General features: G+C 62.9%; 14 protein-coding genes and 1 pseudogene. 12 read left to right on the forward strand and 3 right to left on the reverse strand.

Annotated elements, in window-relative coordinates:
• The first annotated feature begins 102 nt into the window (after positions 1 to 102).
• From ABIE33_RS13860 to ABIE33_RS13895, 8 genes are all read left to right on the forward strand, one after another.
• On the forward strand, positions 103 to 1,131 hold the full coding sequence (locus tag ABIE33_RS13860; RefSeq protein ID WP_065786056.1) for a substrate-binding domain-containing protein: 1,029 nt from the start codon (positions 103 to 105) through the stop codon (positions 1,129 to 1,131).
• A 66-nt stretch (positions 1,132 to 1,197) separates the two neighbouring features.
• Positions 1,198 to 2,745, forward strand: a complete 1,548-nt coding sequence (locus tag ABIE33_RS13865) for a sugar ABC transporter ATP-binding protein (RefSeq protein WP_429125798.1) — start codon at positions 1,198 to 1,200, stop codon at positions 2,743 to 2,745.
• A 28-nt stretch (positions 2,746 to 2,773) separates the two neighbouring features.
• Positions 2,774 to 3,763: an ABC transporter permease gene (locus ABIE33_RS13870; RefSeq protein ID WP_429125800.1), complete on the forward strand. Its 990-nt coding sequence runs from the start codon at positions 2,774 to 2,776 to the stop codon at positions 3,761 to 3,763.
• Between the two features lie 2 nt (positions 3,764 to 3,765).
• Entirely contained in the window at positions 3,766 to 4,776 is a 1,011-nt protein-coding gene (locus ABIE33_RS13875) for a sugar-binding transcriptional regulator (RefSeq protein WP_429125802.1), read from the forward strand.
• Entirely contained in the window at positions 4,773 to 5,768 is a 996-nt protein-coding gene (locus ABIE33_RS13880) for an aldo/keto reductase (RefSeq protein ID WP_429125804.1), read from the forward strand. Before ABIE33_RS13875 ends, ABIE33_RS13880 begins: the two co-directional genes overlap by 4 nt.
• Positions 5,769 to 5,780: 12 nt before the next feature.
• Positions 5,781 to 7,529, forward strand: coding sequence for a glycerol-3-phosphate dehydrogenase/oxidase (locus ABIE33_RS13885; RefSeq protein WP_429125806.1), 1,749 nt, complete (start codon positions 5,781 to 5,783; stop codon positions 7,527 to 7,529).
• Positions 7,502 to 8,344 (forward strand): class I fructose-bisphosphate aldolase, encoded by an 843-nt coding sequence (locus ABIE33_RS13890; RefSeq protein WP_429125808.1) that lies wholly within the window; start codon positions 7,502 to 7,504, stop codon positions 8,342 to 8,344. The genes ABIE33_RS13885 and ABIE33_RS13890 overlap by 28 nt, the downstream gene beginning before the upstream one ends.
• Before the next feature lie 54 nt (positions 8,345 to 8,398).
• Entirely contained in the window at positions 8,399 to 9,931 is a 1,533-nt protein-coding gene (locus ABIE33_RS13895; RefSeq protein WP_429125810.1) for an FGGY-family carbohydrate kinase, read from the forward strand.
• A gap of 265 nt (positions 9,932 to 10,196) precedes the next feature.
• Here the strand turns inward: ABIE33_RS13895 and ABIE33_RS13900 are convergent.
• From ABIE33_RS13900 to ABIE33_RS13910, 3 genes and pseudogenes are all read right to left on the reverse strand, one after another.
• Positions 10,197 to 10,822 (reverse strand): annotated as a pseudogene (locus ABIE33_RS13900) (outer membrane protein).
• 234 nt (positions 10,823 to 11,056) lie between these two features.
• Positions 11,057 to 12,394, reverse strand: a complete 1,338-nt coding sequence (locus ABIE33_RS13905) for a sensor histidine kinase (RefSeq protein ID WP_429125811.1) — start codon at positions 12,392 to 12,394, stop codon at positions 11,057 to 11,059.
• Entirely contained in the window at positions 12,391 to 13,065 is a 675-nt protein-coding gene (locus ABIE33_RS13910; RefSeq protein ID WP_429125813.1) for a response regulator transcription factor, read from the reverse strand. The genes ABIE33_RS13905 and ABIE33_RS13910 overlap by 4 nt, the downstream gene beginning before the upstream one ends.
• A 680-nt stretch (positions 13,066 to 13,745) precedes the next feature.
• Here ABIE33_RS13910 and ABIE33_RS13915 point away from each other — a divergent pair.
• From ABIE33_RS13915 to ABIE33_RS13930, 4 genes are all read left to right on the forward strand, one after another.
• Complete coding sequence (locus tag ABIE33_RS13915) at positions 13,746 to 14,732, forward strand: ABC transporter permease (RefSeq protein ID WP_429125815.1); 987 nt, start codon at positions 13,746 to 13,748, stop codon at positions 14,730 to 14,732.
• Between the two features lie 78 nt (positions 14,733 to 14,810).
• Entirely contained in the window at positions 14,811 to 15,812 is a 1,002-nt protein-coding gene (locus tag ABIE33_RS13920) for a substrate-binding domain-containing protein (RefSeq protein ID WP_429125817.1), read from the forward strand.
• 200 nt (positions 15,813 to 16,012) lie between these two features.
• The gene (locus ABIE33_RS13925) at positions 16,013 to 17,599 is read left to right on the forward strand and encodes a sugar ABC transporter ATP-binding protein (RefSeq protein WP_429125819.1); all 1,587 of its coding nucleotides are present in this window, start codon (positions 16,013 to 16,015) and stop codon (positions 17,597 to 17,599) included.
• The gene (locus tag ABIE33_RS13930) at positions 17,596 to 18,630 is read left to right on the forward strand and encodes an ABC transporter permease (RefSeq protein ID WP_429125821.1); all 1,035 of its coding nucleotides are present in this window, start codon (positions 17,596 to 17,598) and stop codon (positions 18,628 to 18,630) included. Before ABIE33_RS13925 ends, ABIE33_RS13930 begins: the two co-directional genes overlap by 4 nt.
• The last annotated feature ends 12 nt before the right edge of the window (positions 18,631 to 18,642 follow it).

Here is an 18,642-nt window from a genome sequence, read left to right on the forward strand (position 1 = left end):
ACAGTCGGAAGTCGAGGAGGAGTTCCGGCAAACTCACACATCAGCGGTCATTTCTGACGGCACCATTGGTTTTGGGAGGGGCTTCGGCCTCAAGGAGGACGCGTGCGCACTTTTTTGAGCACGACCGCACTGGCGGTCATTGCAACGACGTTTCTGGCTGGCCCCGCCAGCGCGGAGACGGCTAACCCGTTTCGCTGCGAACCCGGCGAAAAATACGTCATGAACGTGATGGTATCGGGCGTCGAATACTGGTTCCCGGTCTATGAAATGTTCAAGCAGGCCGGCCAGCAGTTCGGCTGCGAGACCGAATATACCGGCACCCCGGAATACGACGTCAACAAGCAGATCGCCACGTTCGATCAGGCGCTGGCGCAGAACCCGGCTGGCATCCTTGTCCATCCGATGAACTCGGATCCGTTCATCGAGCCGATCAACCGCGCGATCGACCAGGGCACGGCGGTCGTCACCTTTGCCGCCGACTCGCCGCTCTCCAAGCGCATCTCGTTCATCACCTCGGACAACACCCGCGAAGGCGTCTACGCCGCTGATGCGATCGCCGAGAAGATGGGCGGCAAGGGCGAATATGCCGTTCTGGAAAACCCCGGCCAGGACAACCACGACAAGCGGATCGCCGCCTTCGTCGGCCGCATGGCTGAAAAGTGGCCTGATATGAAACTCGTCGGACGCGCCGCGTCCAACCAGGATCCGAACAAGGCCTATCAGGGCCTGATGAGCCTGATCCAGGCCAATCCTAACCTCGGCGCAGTCTTCATGCCGGAAGCCAACTCGGCGATCGGTGCTGCGCAGGCGAGCAAGGAAAGCGGTGGCAAGGTTCTCGTGATGTGCGCCGACGTCAATGCCAACATCCTCGACATGATCAAGGCCGGTGAAGTGTTCGGCTCGATCAACCCGAACCAGGGCATGCAGGGCTATATGGGCTTCATGCTGCTGTGGCTTGCCAAGCACCCCGAGCTCATCGACCCGATGAACGACGCCAAGCGTTCCGGCTTCAACCCGATGAGCATCCCCTTCGTCGACAACGGTCTCTCCATCGTCACCGCCGCCAATGCGGACGACTTCTACTGGGACAAGTACCTGAAGCGCCGCGGCACCAAGGGCATTGACGAGTAAGAAGCTTTGACATGGCTATCCGGGGTGTCCGGATAGCCGGTCGAACGAGTAAGAGTGGAGAAGGCGATGATATCGCAGCCGGTCCTTCAGGTCCGCAACGTCACCAAGCACTTCGGGGCTGTGAAGGCGCTGACCAATGTGGATTTCAACCTGGAAAAGGGCGAGATCCATGCGCTTTGCGGCGAGAATGGCGCCGGCAAATCCACCCTCATGAACATCATCGCCGGCGTGCTGCAGCCGAACGAGGGCGAAATCCTCGTCGACGGCACGCCGACGAAGATTTCCTCGCCGGCCGCAGCCCAGTCGCTCGGCATCGGTCTCGTCCACCAGGAGATCGCGCTCTGCCCGGACGCGACGGTGGCGGAAAACATGTTCATGGCGGCAACCAACCGGCGGCGTTCGCCGCTGATGAACTATGCGTCCCTTGTCCGTGATGCGCAGGTGGTTATGAACCGGTTGGCGCCGATCGATGTGCGCCGAAAGGTCGCCGATCTTACAATTTCCAGCCAGCAGCTGGTCGAGATCGCCAAGGCGCTGACGCTCGATTGCCGGGTGCTGATCCTCGATGAGCCGACGGCAGCGCTGACGGAGGCCGAGGCGCAGGCGCTTTTCGGCATCATCCGCGACCTGAAGGCTGCGGGCATTTCCATCATCTATATCAGCCACCGCATGGCCGAGATCTTCAGCCTGTGCGACCGCGTCACCGTCTTTCGCGACGGTCGGCATGTCTCGACCGAGCGCATAGCGGACGTGACGCCCGATGACGTCGTTCGCCGCATGGTCGGTCGCGAGATCACCCAACTCTATCCGCCGAAGCAGGCACCGGGCGAACAGTCCGGCGACGTCATCCTGTCGGTTCGCGGCCTTGGCGACGGCGAGCGCATCGATGATGTCGGCTTCGAGCTGCGCAAGGGCGAAATTCTCGGGATCGGCGGGCTGATCGGCTCGGGCCGCACCGAGATCGCCGAGGCGATCTGCGGCCTGCGCCGGAAGGTGCGCGGCGACGTGCTGCTGCACGGCAAGAAGCAGGCGATCGGCAACTACAGAAACGCTGTTGATGCCGGCATCGTCTATCTCTCGGAGGACCGCAAGGGGTCCGGAGTCTTCGTCGACATGTCGATCGCCCAGAACATCTCGGTGCTGGATCTGAAGACGCTGACCGGGCCGCTCGGTTTGATGAATGCGAAGGCGGAGGCGGACCTCGCCCGCGATTTCACCCGGCGGCTCGGCGTGCGAATGGGCGGCATCGCCATGCCAGTATCATCGCTCTCGGGCGGCAACCAGCAGAAGGTCGCCATCGCCAAACAGCTCGCCGTCCGGCCGAAGGTCATTCTCATGGACGAACCGACGCGCGGCATCGACGTCGGCGCCAAATCGGAAATTCACCGCCTGCTGCGCGATCTCGCGCGCTCGGGCATCGGCATCGTCGTCATCTCGTCGGAACTGCCCGAACTTCTGGGGCTATGCGACCGGGTGCTCGTCGTTCGCGAAGGCGGCATTGCCGGAGAACTCGGCGAGGCCGAGATGTCGGAAGAGGCGGTGATCCGCCTCGCATCCGGGGTCGGGCAGCATGGCGCATCACAAATAACCAAGGCGGCCGAGCATGTTGCCTGAGACAAGCAGAGTGAATGGGGAGGCGGAAATGGCAGTCGACACGGTGGTTACAACGCAGGTGCGGGTTCCGGCCTGGCGGCGGATCGGCACGATGCGCGAGGCAGGGCTGATCGCCATCATTCTTGCGCTCGGCATCATCATGAGCTTCGCCTCGCCGCACTTCCTCACCTTCGGCAACATGCGCGCGATGCTGATGAGTTTCTCGGTCGAGGGCATCGTCGTCGTCGGCATGACGATCCTGTTGATCGTCGGCGGCATCGACCTGGCGGTCGGCTCGGTCGTCTGCTTCGCCATGGTGCTTGCCGGCTCACTGTTCCTCGCCGGCGTTGATCCCTGGACGGCCTCGCTCTTCGGCATCCTCGCAAGCAGCCTTATCGGCGCCATCATGGGCTTCTTCGTCACCGTGGTCGGGCTCAACCACTTCATCACCTCGCTTGCGGCAATGGTGATCGTGCGCGGGCTCTGCCTCGTCATCACCAAGGGCACGCCGCTCTCGCTGTTCACCCTGCCCGCATCGTTCAAGGCGGTCGGCCAGGGGACGTTCAATGGCATCCCCTATGTCATCCTGATCTTCGTCGCCGTCGTCATCCTGTTCGACTTTCTGCTGCGCCGGGCGACCGCGTTTCGCAAGGTCTTCTATACCGGCAGCAACGAGAAGGCCGCGCTCTATTCCGGCATCAAGACCAAGCAGGTGAAGTTCTGGGTGACGGTGCTCTGCTCGACGCTCGCCGGTGTCGCCGGCGTCATCTACATGTCGCGCTTCGGCGCCGCCACGCCCACCTTCGGCGTCGGTATGGAGCTCAACATCATTGCGGCTGCCGTCATCGGCGGGGCGTCGCTCAATGGCGGATCGGGTACGATCCTCGGCGCCATCCTCGGTATCGCGCTGTTGTCGGTGGTCACCAGTTCATTGATCCTGCTCGACGTCTCCGTCTATTGGCAGGATATGATCAAGGGCTGCATTCTGCTCGCCGCTGTCTCCATCGATCATTTCCTGCATAAGCGGAAGGCCATCTGACCATGCCGATCGCCAATCCCAATCAGAACATCATCCCCAGCGCACGCGAGGAACTCGTCGTCGCCCGGCAGATGCACCAGGCTCTGGTGCTGCACTTCCTCGAAGGTCTGACCCAGTCGCAGATTGCCGACCGGCTCGGCATTTCCCAGCCAACGGTCAACCGCCTGATCAAGCGTGGGCGTCAGCTCGGCCTCGTCGAAATCAAGATCAAGTCGCCGATCGAACCGCTCGTCGATATGGAAGAGCAATTGCTGGCGCTTGGCGGTATCACTCGCGCGGTCGTCGTTCCGACGGTCTCCGATAACCAGCAGACGGCGCTACAGGCGGTGGGTGAAGCCGCAGCCCGGCTGCTGATGGAAGAAATCGCCGACGGCGACACCATCTGCATCACCGGCGGCAAGGGCGTCAGCGCCGTCGTTGCCGGCCTCCATCCGTCGCGGCGCCTCGACATCGAGGTGATCCCGGCGACGGGTTGCGTGCAGGGCAAGCACTATACCGACGTCAACCATGTCTCGACGCTGATGGCGGATCGGCTTGGCGGCAGGTCCTATCAGATCCATGCGCCGCTCTTTGCCGATAGTGCGGCGGAGCGCGCCATGCTGATCAACATGCGCTCGGTGGCCGACGTCTTCAAACGCGCCAGGGAAGCCAAGGTGGCTATCGTCGGCATCGGTTCGATCCTTTCCGACGATTCGAGCTACTACGACCTGCACCCGTCTTCGAGCACCGATCGCGCCGCGATCGAGCGGTCGGGCGCAAGCTGCGAACTGCTGGCGCACCTGCTCGACGATGAGGGTCGGATCTGCGACTACAGCCTCAACCGCTCGCTCGTCTCGCTGACGCTCGACGAGTTCGCGTCAATCCCGACCAAGATCGGGGTCGCGAGCGGGCCGAACAAGGCCGGACCCATTCTCAGCGTCCTGCGCGGCAGGCATCTCGATACACTCGTGACCGACGAGGCGACTGGCGAGCGCATCCTTGCCATGGCAAGCGAAAAGGGACTTTCGGCATGAGCAATGAACAGTTGACGCGCGAGATCGGCCGCTCCGGTGTCAAGGCATCCGCCGTCGGGCTCGGCACCTGGGCGATCGGTGGCTGGATGTGGGGCGGAACGGACGAGGGCTCGTCGATCGCCGCGATCCAGGCCTCGCTCGATGCCGGCGTGACCCTGATCGACACGGCGCCCGCCTATGGCCTCGGGCGCTCGGAAGAAATCGTCGGCAAGGCGCTTGCCGGCCGCCGCGACAAGGCGGTGATCGCCACCAAATGCGGCCTCGTCTGGCACACGACGAAAGGCCGGCATTTCTTCGATCAGGACGGCAAGCCGGTTCATCGCTATCTCGGCCGAGACGCCATCGTTCACGAGGTGGAAGAGAGCCTCAAGCGGCTCGGGACCGACTATATCGATCTCTACATCACCCATTGGCAGGATCCGACCACGCCGATCGAGGAGACGGTACGGGCGCTCGAAGACCTGAAGAATGCCGGCAAGATCCGGGCGATCGGCGCCAGCAACGTCGACCGGACCGAGCTCGACGCCTATATCGCCACCGGCCGCCTCGATGCGATCCAGGAGCGCTTCAGCATGATCGATCGCGAGATCGAGGCAGAACTGCTGCCGCTGACGACGAAAAACGGCGTCGCGACGCTGAGCTATTCCTCGCTGGCTTTGGGCTTGCTCTCCGGCACCGTCGGCCCGGACCGCGTGTTCTCTGGCGACGATCAGCGCCGCGACAACCCGCGCTTCTCTGTCGGTAATCGCGAAAAGGCGACGGCCTTTGCCGAGGCGATACGCCCCATCGCTGAAAAGCATGCGGCCAGTATCGCGCAGACGGTCATTGCCTGGACGCTCGCACAGCCCGGCGTGACGTTTGCTTTGTGCGGCGCGCGCAATCCGGCTCAGGCGCTCGACAACGCCCGGGCGGGGACACTCCGGCTCGACGGCCGGGACCTCGCGGCGATCGACGAAGCGATAGCGGCGAAGCTCGCTCACATGGATAGGTAACGGACCGCCATCATGAACCGAGAAGAGATTTTTGACGGGCTCCGCCAGAGCCCGAAGGTGGACGTCTGCGTCCTCGGCGGCGGCATCAACGGCCTCAGCGTCTTTCGCGAGCTGGCGCTGCAGGGCGTCAATGTCATGCTCGTGGAGAAACACGATTTCTGTTCCGGTGCCAGCGCCGCGCTGTCGCGCATGGTTCATGGCGGGCTTCGGTATCTCGAAAACGGCGAATTCAGCCTGGTGCGGGAATCGCTCGTCGAACGCGACCGGTTGCTGCGCAACGCGCCGCACTATGTCGGTCCGCTGCCGACGACGGTTCCCGTCTTTGATGTTTTCTCCGGTATCGCCAACGGCGCCGTCCGGTTCCTCGGGCTTTCCCGCAGGCCGAGCCGCCGCGGCGCAGTCGTGATCAAGGCGGGCCTGGCGATCTACGACTTCCTGACGCGCAAGCGCGCCCTGATGCCCCGTCACGAGTTTCGCGGCCGGCGCTCGACGCTCGGCCGATGGCCGGCGCTCAACCCGGCGATCAAGAATTCCGCGACCTATTATGACGCCTGGGTCAGTCAACCCGAGCGGCTCGGCGTCGAGCTGCTAGAGGACGGGCTGTCGGCCGGTACCCACGCACGCGCCGTCAATTATGCCGAACTCAAGCTGACCGCTCCGGGACGCTATGCCGTCAGGGACAATATCGCCGGCACGGAGATTTCGATCGAGCCGGGCCTGATCGTCAACGCCACCGGCGGCTGGATCGATATCGCCAACCAGAGCCTGTTTTCCGAACCTGCTCGTCCGGCACCGTTGATGGGCGGAACCAAGGGTTCGCATCTGATCATCGATAACGACGATCTGACACGCGCGCTCGATGGCCACATGATCTACTACGAGAACGAGGACGGGCGCATCTGCATCCTGTTTCCCTATCTCGGCAAGGTTCTGGTCGGCTCCACCGATATTCGCGTCGACGATCCGGAAACCGTGCGCTGCGAGACCGCGGAAAGGGACTATATCCTGCAGTCGCTCGCCTTCGTCCTGCCGACGCTCAAGGTCAGAACCGAAGAGATCGTCTTCCAGTTTTCCGGTGTCCGGCCGCTGCCGGCGAGCAAGGACAGTTTTACCGGCCGGATTCCGCGCGATCACTATTGCACTTTCGTCGAGACTGCCGATGCCGGGCCGCCGGTGCTGTGCATGATCGGCGGCAAATGGACGACCTTCCGTTCCTTCGGCGAACTGGCGGCCGATCTCGTGCTTGAACGGCTGGCTCGACCGCGTCGGGTGGTAACGTCCGATCGGGCGATAGGCGGCGGCCGGGATTTTCCCGCGGATCGCGATGCCTGGATCGCGCGGGTTGCGGTCGCTACGGGCCTTTCATCGGCGAGGGTCGCCACGCTGTTCGAGCGCTATGGAACGGACGCCGAGCGCATCGCGGCCTTTACGGCAGCAGCACCTGACGCGCCGCTTCCGCATGCTGATTATTCGGCACGCGAAATCCAGCTCCTCATCCGCAGCGAGAAGGTGGAGCACCTCGACGACCTCCTGCTTCGCCGCACGACGCTGGCAATCACCGGCGAGCTTTCGCTCGACATGACGGATGCCGTGCTCGCTTTGCTGGCGGCGGAAAAACATTGGTCCGCTGCGCGTCAGGCGCAAGAACGCGTCCGTTTTCTCACCCTTCTCCTCGAACGCCACGGCGTCGACGAAGACATGCTTTCCGCACGGAACGAACAAAGGAGTGCATTATGCGAAACAACCGCAAGGTCCGGATGAACCGCCTTTTTGGCGCGGGGCGCTGCCTGGACGTGGCCATCGACCATGGCGTCTGCAACGAGCCGTCCTTCCTCGACGGTCTTGAAAACATGGAATCTGTGGTCAAGGCCCTGGTCGATGCCGGGCCCGATGCCATCCAGATGAATTATGGTCAGGCCGATCTGCTGCAGGATATTCCCGGCAAGGACAAACCTGCCTTGGTCATGCGCATCGACATGGGCAACCCCTATAACCGCATTCGTCACCGTGACATGTGGGCGGTGCTGCAGAACGAGGCGGAACCGCTGATCGGCGCGCTGGAGATGGATGCTGCCTGCGTGGTCGTCAACCTGTTCATGCTGCCGGACGAGCCGGATCTGTTCCGCCAGTGCGTCGCCAACATTTCCCGCGTGCGCGCCGATTGCGAAAAATACGGAATGCCGCTGATGATCGAACCGCTGGTGATGCAGCCGGTCACCGAGCGCGGTGGCTACATGGTCGACGGCGATGCGGAAAAGATCGTGACGCTGACGAGGCTCGCCCGTGAGATGGGCGCCGATATCGTCAAGGCCGATCCCACGACCAATGCGGAAGACTTCCACCGCGTGGTGGAGGCGGCGCGCTGCCCGGTTCTGGTGCGCGGCGGCGGCAAGGAGGACCTGCGTGCCGTGTTCGACAAGTCGGCGGCCTTGATGCGACAGGGTGCTGTGGGCATGGTCTATGGGCGCAACATTTACCAGCATGCAAACCCGAGCGCCGTCGTCCGTGGATTGATGGCCATCGTGCATGAAGACGCCGGTGGCGAAGCCGCCTTCGCATTGTACCAGCAGGGCTAACATCAGTTCAGCTTGGTATAGGGACGAGGATCCGAACCTTGGGAGGGGTTCTTTATGGCAGACTATCTTCTGGGACTCGACGCCGGAAACACCGTGATCAAGGCGGTGATTTTCGACCTTGAGGGCAATGAGATCGCGGCGGCTGCGCAGGAGGGGCACAGCCGGGTTCCGCGGCCCGGGCATGTCGAGCGGGGGCTCGAAGAGCTGTGGACCCATGCCCGGGCAGTCATCCGCCAATGCGTCGAGCGTGCCGGCATCCGTGCAGAAGAGATTGTCGCGATCGGCTGCGCCGGTCATGGCAACGGCCTTTATGCACTCGATCAGGGCGGCGAACCGCTTCTCGGCATCCAGTCGCTGGATACGCGCGCCGCCGGGCTGGTGGAGGAATGGAAGGCGCAGGGCGTCGGCGACCGCACCTATGCCATCGGCCGACAACGTCCCTGGCCGTCGCAAACGCCGACGTTGCTCGCCTGGCTCAAACGCTACCAGCCGGAGACCTTCGCCAAAATAGGCACCGTGTTTCTGTGCAAGGATTTTATCGTCAACCGATTGACGGGCAGGCGGGTCAGTGAGGTCTCGGATATGACCGGCTGCGGCCTCCTGAACGTCGTCAACCGGCGTTACGATCGCGACCTGATGGCCGCCTTCGATCTCGGCGAGGCAACCGGGCTGCTGCCGGACCTTGCCGAAAGTGCCGATGTCGTCGGCACGGTCACGCCGGAGGCGGCAGCACAGACCGGCCTTGCGGCGGGCACGCCGGTGGTCGGTGGTCTCTTCGATGTTATCGCCTCGGCTATCGGCTCGGGCGTCACCCGCACGGGTGCTGCCTCGATCATCGCCGGGACCTGGAGCATCAATCAGGTGATCATCGATGGCCCGGATCTCTCAGGCCCGGTGTTCATGTCGTCCACGTTTGACCGCGGCCGCTATATGGCAATCGAATCGAGCGCGACCTCGGCGGCCAATCTCGAATGGCTGGTGCGCGAGTTCTTTGCCGATGATGGTATCGACGACGGGCGATCGCCGTTCGATGTCTGCTGCGCGCTTGCTGCCGATATCGAGCCGGCCGCCAACGACCCGATCTATCATCCGTTCCTCTATGGCGCCCAGCAGGACGGCAACGCGCGCGCCGGGTTCTACGGGGTGGCCGGCTGGCACACCAAGGGTCATCTCGTTCGCGCAGTTCTCGAAGGTGTCGCCTTCGGCCATCGCCAGCATATCGCGACCATGCGTGCGGCGGGCGCGACCTTCGACGAGGCGGTGCTTTCGGGCGGTGGATCGCGCAGCCTGATCTGGCCGCAGATCTTTGCCGACGTGCTCGGGGTTCCGGTGTCCGTCGCCCGCTCGCGTGAAACCGGCGCGCTCGGTGCAGCAATCGCCGCCGGAACGGGCGCAGGCATCTTTGCCGATTTTTCGGAAGGTGCAGCCGCGATGGTGAAGACGGAGCGTCACTACCGCCCGAACGCGGCCATGGCGCGCCATTACGCGCGACGCTACGAGCTTTATCGGGATATTGCCGACGCAATGGCGCCGATCTGGCGGCGGCTTTCGAATGCGGCAGCCGAGGTCTCGGAGGCAGCTGCTTAGGGGCCGGAGGATGGGCTGACAACCTCATCGTCGGTCGCCTACAGCGCCGCGCGTCTTATCAGACGCGCAAAGGTCGCTGTAGCACTTTGAATTGCTGCATGTTTTTATCCTTAAAACGAATACGATTTAAGGAAACATGCAGTAGACAGCCGAAACAGTGAAGCCGAGGGCCGGGGCCGGCCATCGGCTTGATCGTTCCATGCCGAGCCGAGCGCCGCCGACCCAGGGAGGATTTGCCAGCGGCGCTGCGATCGTCTGGGAACCATCAGAAGCGCATGTTCACGCCGGCCTTGATGACGTGGCTGTTAATGTCCTTCTCGCTCGATCCGAAGGCCGTGCTGGTGCGGACATCGGGCGTGGCGATGTAGTTGTACTCGATCTTCGCCGAGAGGCCGCCGGCGAAAGCCTGCTCGACGCCGGCGCCAAGCAGATAACCGCCCTTGAAGCCGACATCGTTCTGGACGCCGCCGCCCTTCTTGTAGAACCGGCGGTACCGTAGACGAGTGTCTGGTCGAACGAGAGGCCGGCCTTCGCCTTGATCGCGCCGCGCCATTTTTCCTTGAGCTTGCCGCCGCTGACCTTGTGTTCGGTGTCGCCGAGATAGGAGCCTTCGATTTCGGCACCGACGATGCCCGGGCCGACCTGCATGTTGTAGCCGGCCTGGGCGCCGAAGGCGACGCCGTTGCGGTCGGCAAACGGATTGGGGCTGCCGGTAAAGCCGATGCCGCCATGGGCGCCGACATAGGCACCGCTCCAGTTAAAGGCGGGCGGATCCTGGTAGGAAGAAGCCGGTTCCGGCGAATAGGGATCGGCTGCCTGTGCCTGTTGCACACCGGCTGCGGCCAAGAGGGCGATACCGAGCCAGAGGGGAAGTTTGTGACGTTGCTGCATGGCGTTGCTCCGCGGATTGGACTTGGCGCCGGTCACGGACATTCGGTCGCGGCGCTTTATCTTCTCTCTTCGTTTCGCGCCGGGGTGGCGCGATCATCGACGCTGGAAGATGTGCGCATTTGTGGGCCGCACGGATTGCATCAACATTGCAAATTTCGATTAAATTGCTGATTTTATTATTAATAACCTGTTAGGCTTTATGGCGAGGATTGGGCGGGCGGTCGCCGCAGTCTTTCACGCCACCGGCAGGGTCACGCGGAAGCAAGCCCCGCCGGTCGGCGCACAGACGACGGATATGTGGCCCTTGTGGCGGTTGACGATCTCGCTGACGAGATGCAGCCCAAGGCCCGCGCCGTGGTCGCGCGGCTTTAGCCGGTGAAACGGCTCGAAGATCCGTTCCCGCTCGCTTTCGGGAATGCCGGGGCCTTCGTCGCTGACCTCGATGATACCGCCACGCTCGACGTGAATGGAGATCAGCCCGCCGGCATGCTCGATCGCATTGCGCACCAGATTGGTCATGGCACGCTCCAAGGCGCCTGCGTCACCGCGCGCAATGACCTGGTCAGGTCCATGGGTAAAAGAGATGTCGCAACCGGCCGACAGTGCCAGAGGGGCGAGGTCGGCAGCAACGTCGCGGCAGAGCGAGACCAGATCGAGGGGGGCGAAGTGAGCGCCGTCGCGGTCGATGCGCTCGAGATCGAGCAATTGTTCGGCAAGCCCGGCAATACGGGCGGCATCGACGAGAAGACGGGTGCGTAACGGTCCGAGGTCCATACCCTCAAGCCGGGTCTGCAGGATTGCGACCGGTGTTCTGAGTTCGTGGGCTGCGTCCATGATGAAGCGCTGGCGCCGTTCGTAGCCCTCGTCCAAGCGCTGCAGCGCGCCGTTGACCGCTTCGACGAGCGGGCGAACCTCGCCAGGGACGCGGCCATCGGGCAGGCGGGCGCCCCGCCGATCGACGTCGATGCTCTTGGCGTGGTCGGCGACCTCGGCAAGGCTGGAAAAGGCGCGGCGCACGATGATCGGGATGGCGAAGGCGGGGATAAGCACGAGGATCAACACGATCGGCAGCAGCAGCAGGTTTGTCAGGAAGAACACCGCGAACGAGGCGCTCCACAGGCGTCCGCCGCCGGTCAGGACCGTGTAAGTGCCGTTCTCGGTCTCGATCGCGCGCACGATCGCCGAGAGCGCATAAGGCTCCATCCCGTCGCGGATGTCGGCAAAGGTCACACGATCGAGATGCTCACCGATCCCGCGATAGGCATCGGGCACCGGCCCACTTTGGATCGTGTTGCCGCGCTCGTTCCTCACGATGAACCAGAAGCCGGGCGTCTCGGCGAGCAAGGCCCGCAGCTCCGGCGTATCTTTCAGTTTCAGTTTCTGGTCGGGGGTCACTTCGACTGCACTGGCGGCAATCGACGCCGAACTGGCATCAAGGATCATGCCGCCGAGATCGGCCCGGATCAAAAGGGCCATGAAACCTGCAATGACGGCAACGAGCAGCAGCACCTGGAATGTGAGGATGTGCCAGATGAGCCGCTTCTTCAGGGAGTGGTTGGGGTTGTCGCTCATGACATCGGTCTCAGCAAGTAGCCGACCCCACGAATGCCGTGGATCTCCACGCCGGAGCCGGATTCCAGCAATTTCCTGCGTAGTCTCGAAACATGGGCGTCGAGCGAGTTGGACTGGATCTCGTCGTCATATCCGTAGACGGATTCTTCGAGCGTCGAGCGTTGCACGGTTCGCCCCTGCCGCCGCGCCAGAGCCTCCAGCACAAGCAGCTCCCGCCGCGGCAGCTCGAGGATGCGACCGTCGATCCGTGCTTCCCGACCGTCGAAGTCGAAGACAAGATTGCCGATGCGCGCGGTCATCGGTGCGATGTCGGGCGCACGCCGCATTAACGCACGAAGCCTAGCCAGCAATTCCTCGACCGCGAAGGGTTTGGCGAGATAATCGTCGGCGCCCAAATCCAGACCCTTGACCCGCTCGTCGACGGCGCCACGCGCCGTCAGGACGATGACCGGAATGCCCGACTTCAGCGCGCGAACCCGCGGAATGAGCGTCAGCCCGTCGCCGTCAGGCAGTTGCCGGTCGAGAATGATCGCGTCATGGACCTGATTGGCCATGGCGGCAATGGCGTGATCGAGCGATGGCGCATGGTCGAGGATCATGTCGTAGCGGCCAAGGGCAACGCTAAGCGCGGCAGCCATCTCCGGCTCGTCCTCTACAAGCAGTAGGCGCATGTCTCAATTCTCCAACGTGACTGTGCGGTAGGCGCACATTTGCTTGAGGACCATTGCCGCAAAGTTGCGGTTGGTTCGCGCTCTGAGTGCATCATTTACGGGCTGGCGCGCAATGCGGCCGCAACGCCGCGTTGGTAGCGTTTACCGTATCCGATGGCTCCAAGCGAAATGGGAGGCGCCCCCACGCGTGTATTCGTTTATGGAAGAATTCTCGGGTTGGTCGCGTTCTCAGCGTGGTTATTCCCGGCGTTCCACCGCTTTGGCGGATGATTTCGGAGGCCACTGGCGTTCGTGTCGGGATTAGCTCGGGCGCGACCGTTGGCCCTGCGAGGAGGTGCGCCGAGACCGATCGCACGAGTGTCGCGACAGACCGCTCTTGCGTTTGCGGGAACGCCAACGGGCACCCGCTTTCTGCTCGATAGGCACGAAAATGGGACGAGAACGCCGCTTTCCTCTGGGGGAAACCCGAAACGTTTCAGACAAGTAAGGAGGCAGCGACAGATTGCTGTTGACAATACACAACAGTCTTTGGCAAATGTCATCGCCGACTTCGTGAGGTCGGCCGTCGCGGCATCCGGGCTCGAGAGAGTACCCGGTGCGCGGTCATGGAGCGCGCGTCTGAAGCACGCTGGGAGCCGTGATTGCGCCTGCCTGCGAACGACCAGGACGGAGGGCGTGCTTTGGAATTTCGGGTTGATCGCCAGTTGGCCTTTTTGGCCGTCGTCAACGTTGCCGTGTTGGCAGCAGGCGGCGTGTTGGTCGGTGCCAGCTTCCTCGACATCTACAACCTGCAATCCATGGCAGGGCAAGTGCCCGAGCTTGGCCTTCTCGCGCTTGGCGTGATGCTGGCGATGATTTCGGGCAATGGTGGCATCGATCTTTCGGGCATCGCGCTTGCGAACCTGTCGGGCGTCATCGCCTATCTCGTGCTGCGCGACACCGTGTCGCCGGACGACGCACCGCTATTGTTCAGCTGGAGTTTTGCCGGCATCGCGCTGCTGGTCGGGCTCGTCGGCGGCATGCTGAACGGCTTCCTGATCGCGCGCGCTGGTCTGACGCCGATCATTGCCACGCTCGGCACGCAGCTGTTCTTTACCGGGCTTGCGGTCGCGTTCACCAACGGTTCCGCGCTTGGTCTCGGTTTCATCGAGCCGCTCGATGCCTTTGGCAACACGCCGGTTCTGGGCGTGCCGCTGTGCTTCGCGCTTTTCCTGTTGATCGCGCTGATCCTCGGCGGCGTGTTACGCTACAGCCCGTTCGGTCTCAGGCTGCTGCTGCTCGGTAATAATGCCAAGGCCGCGCGCTATGCCGGCATTGCGGAAAAGCGCATCCTGTTCCTGACCTACACCGCCTGCGGCGTGCTTGCTTCGGTCGCCGGCATCGTGATTGCCGGGCGCACCTCGAGTGTGAAATGGGACTACGGCAATTCCTACGTGCTGATCGCCATCCTCATCGCCGTCATGGCGGGTGTTAGGCCAGAGGGCGGTTATGGCCGGGTGATCTGCGTCGTTCTGTCGGCGACGTCGCTGCAGATCCTGTCGAGCCTGTTCAACTTCATGGACATTTCCAACTTCTTCCGCGACCTCGCCTGGGGTGTGCTTCTGCTCGTCTTTCTCGCCACCTCCGGTTTCGACGCCAAGGCCTGGGTCAGGGCGTTGCGCGGTTGATCCGAGTTCCAGGGTCGGCGAGACGCCTTCGCACGCCGGCCGATCTGTCAAAATTCGAAGGTTCTTTGGGAGGAATGCATGCTTGCCATTCGTAAACTCGCTGCCTGCGCCGTTGCGCTTGGAGCACTGACTGCAACCACGGCCGCCATTGCCGAGGAAAAGCCCAGCATCGTTACCGTAGTGAAGGTCACGGGCGAGAACTGGTTCACCCGCATGAACGAAGGCGTCGACGCCTATGGCAAGGAAAATCCTGGTGTAGCCACCAGCCAGATCGGACCGGGCAAGGCCGACGCCGCCCAGCAGGGCCGGCTGATCGAAGACCTGGTTGCCAAGAAGGTCGCCGCGATCGCCGTCGTGCCGATGGATGCTTCCGCCCTGGAAGGCGTGTTGAAGCGTGCCAGCCAGCGCGGCATCAAGGTGATCACCCATGAAGCCGACAACATGAAGAATACGCTCGTCGACATCGAGGCCTTCGACAACAAGGTCTTTGGCGCGCGCTTCAATGAAAAGATCGCCGAGTGCATGGGCAAGTCCGGCAAGTGGACCTCGTTTGTCGGCTCGCTCGGCAGCTTGACCCATGTGCAATGGGCCGATGGCGGTTCCGAGAACGCCCAGAAATATCCAGAGATGGAACTGGTCTCGGAGAAGAACGAATCCTTCAACGATGCCAACCGCGCCTATGAAAAGGCGCGCGAGATCCTGCGCAAGTACCCCGATATCAAGGGCTTCCAGGGTGGTTCGGCCATCGACGTCATCGGCATCGGCCGTGCTGTCGAGGAAGCCGGCCTGCAGGACAAGACCTGCGTGTTCGGCATCGGCCTGCCGAAGGACACGGGCTCCTATCTCGAATCGGGTGCTGTCGACGGGATCAGCTTCTGGGATCCGAAGGATGCCGGCTACGTGATGAACAAGGTCGCCGACATGGTGCTGAAGGGCGAGGAGCTCAAGGACGGCATGGACCTCGGCGTCCCCGGCTACGAGAAGGTTACCGTCAAGAAGGGCGTCGGCGAAGGTGTGGTCTTAGTCGGCCAGGCATGGGTCGACGTCGACAAGTCGAACTACGCCAAGTACCCGTTCTGATCGGGTAGAGATGACAGCAATGCCGGGCTCGATCATGAGCCCGGCATCGCACGTCGAATGCCGCTATAGCGCCGCGCGCCAAATCGGATGCGCTAAGGACGCTGTAACGCTTCAAACCTGCTGCCTATCTTCTCGATGAATCGATTGCGATGTGAGGAGATCGTGCTGCAGGCCACGTTCTTTTTGGTCAGGACAGTGCCATGCAGCTCAAGCACGAAGCCGGCGCGCCGCATACAGGTGGCGAGATATTGAAAGCCGCGGTTCCCTATCTGGAAATTCGCGACATCCAGAAGAGCTTCGGCGGCGTTCGCGCGCTGAAGGGTGTGAGCTTTTCGATCGAGCCCGGGCAGATCTATCACCTGATGGGCGAGAACGGCTGCGGCAAGAGCACGCTCATCAAGATCATTTCCGGCGCGCAGCCAGCCGATGCCGGCGAACTGCTGATCGATGGCAAGCCGGTGGGCCATCTCACACCCGTTGCGGCGCTGGCGGCCGGGATCGAGACCGTCTATCAGGACTTTTCGCTGTTGCCCAACCTGTCCGTCGCCGAAAATGTCGGCCTGACGCAGCAGCTGGTCGCCGCCTCCGGCAAGCTTGCCCGGCGGCTCGATCTCGCACAAATGCGCCAGACGGCGGAGCGGGCGCTCGCTGCCGTGAACCTCCCAACGACGCGCGCCTTTCTGTCGACGCGCACGGACGAGCTGCCGATGGCGACGCGTCAGCTCATCGCCATTGCACGCGCTATCGCTTCCGATGCGCGCCTCGTCATCATGGACGAGCCGACGACGGCCCTGACGAAGCACGAAGTCGACAATCTGATCGGCATCGTCAGCCGGCTGCGCGCCAAGGGCGTCGCCGTCCTGTTCGTCACCCACAAGCTTGACGAGTGCAAGTCGATCGGCGGGCGCGCCGTCATCATGCGCGACGGCCAGAAGGTCGCCGAATGCGACATCGCCGATCACACCAAGGCCGAACTCGGCTTCTGGATGACCGGCAAGGTGCTGGAAGAGGCGCGTTATCGCTCCGCGCCGAAGTTCGGCGAGGATCTGCTTTCAGTCGAGGCGCTGTCGCTGAAGGATGCCTTCGCCAACGTTTCCTTCTCCATGCGCCGCGGCGAGATCGTCGGCATCACCGGCCTTCTGGATTCTGGCCGCAACGAGCTCGCGCGGGCCATCGCCGGTGTCGTTCCGGCCGACACCGGCCGCATCCGCCTCAATGGAAAAGACGTGACGCCCGGGAAGCCCGCTGACGCTATCAATGCCGGCATCGGCTATGTTCCCGAGGATCGGCTTTCGGAAGGGCTCTTTCTCGAAAAGCCGATCGAGGAGAACATTGTCGTGCCGGTGCTGGATCGCCTGCGCGGCGCCTTCGGCATCCTCGACGGCCGTCGCAGCCGTGACCTGGCAAAGCGCTCGGTCGAAGACCTGCAGGTGGTCACGCCCGATGTCGCCAACCCGGTGCAATCGCTCTCCGGCGGCAACCAGCAGCGCGTCCTTATCGGCCGCTGGCTGACCATCAATCCGAAGCTTCTGGTGCTGCACGGCCCGACCGTCGGCGTCGATGTCGGATCGAAGGACACGATATACCGGATCATCCAGCGCCTCGCGGATGAGGGCATGGGTGTCATCATCATCAGCGACGACCTGCTCGAGCTGCTGCAGAACTGCGACCGGATCATGGTGATGCGCAAGGGGCAGGTGGTGGAAACCTTCCAGGCCGAGGCGCTGGAGGAAGAGGTGCTCTATCGCGCCCTTGTAGAAGAGACGACTGTGAGGACCCCGCAATGACAGATACGACGTTTAACGGGGCCACCCCTGATGGCAACGGCAAGGTTTCGCTCGCCTCGGCCTGGCGCTGGCTGCTGCGCCATCCGCCGGTCGTGACTTTTGCCCTTATTGTGCTCGTCTGCCTGGTGGTCGGCGCGATCAATACCGACTTCTGGCAGGTGTCGAACCTCTTCGACATCCTGCGTGCTTCGGTCGTGCGAGGGCTCTTCGCCCTTGGGGTTCTGGTAGTGCTGGCGTCGGGCGGCATCGACGTTTCCTTTACCGCCATTGCCGCCTTCGTCATGTACACGGTGACGATGCTGGTCACGAACCTGCTGCCGGGGCTGCCGATGCCGGTGATCCTGCTTGTGGCTGCTGCCGGAGGGGCCTGCTTCGGCGCGCTCAACGGCGTGCTCGTCCATACGCTGCGCGCGCCGTCGCTGATCGTGACGATCGGCACGCAATACGTCATTCGCAGCTTCCTGCTGACCTTTGTCGGCACCGCCCTGTTCATGAACATTCCGGGCTCGATGGAGGCGTTCGGCAAGCTGGCGCTTTTCACACATCAAAGCGCCAACGGTTCCATCTCGGTGCTGCCGGCCTTCGTGCTGGTGCTGGCCGTTGCGGCGGTGGTGACCTGGTGGATACTCGAGCGCACGCTGATCGGTCGGGCGGTTTATGCCGTTGGCGGTAATCCCGGCATCGCCGAGCGCCTCGGTTACAATCTGCGCACCGTGCATATCTTCGTCTTTGCCTATGCGGGCCTGCTGGCCGGCATCGCCGGGATCATGCACGTGGCCAGTAACCGGCTTGCCAATCCGTTCGATCTTGCCGGCACCGAGCTTGAGATCATCGCCGCGGTCGTTCTCGGCGGTGCGCGCATCACCGGCGGTTCGGGAAGTGTGATCGGCACACTGCTCGGCGTGGTGCTGATCACGCTTGTCAGCAACGTTCTCATTCTCGTCGGCATTCCAAGCACGTGGCAGCTCGCCATTATCGGCATCTTCATCGTTCTCGCCGGCACCGTCTTCTCGCTTCGTGCAAGAGGCTAACGGACTTCGGCT

Source organism: Ensifer sp. 4252, from assembly GCF_050434565.1.
Lineage (GTDB): Bacteria > Pseudomonadota > Alphaproteobacteria > Rhizobiales > Rhizobiaceae > Ensifer.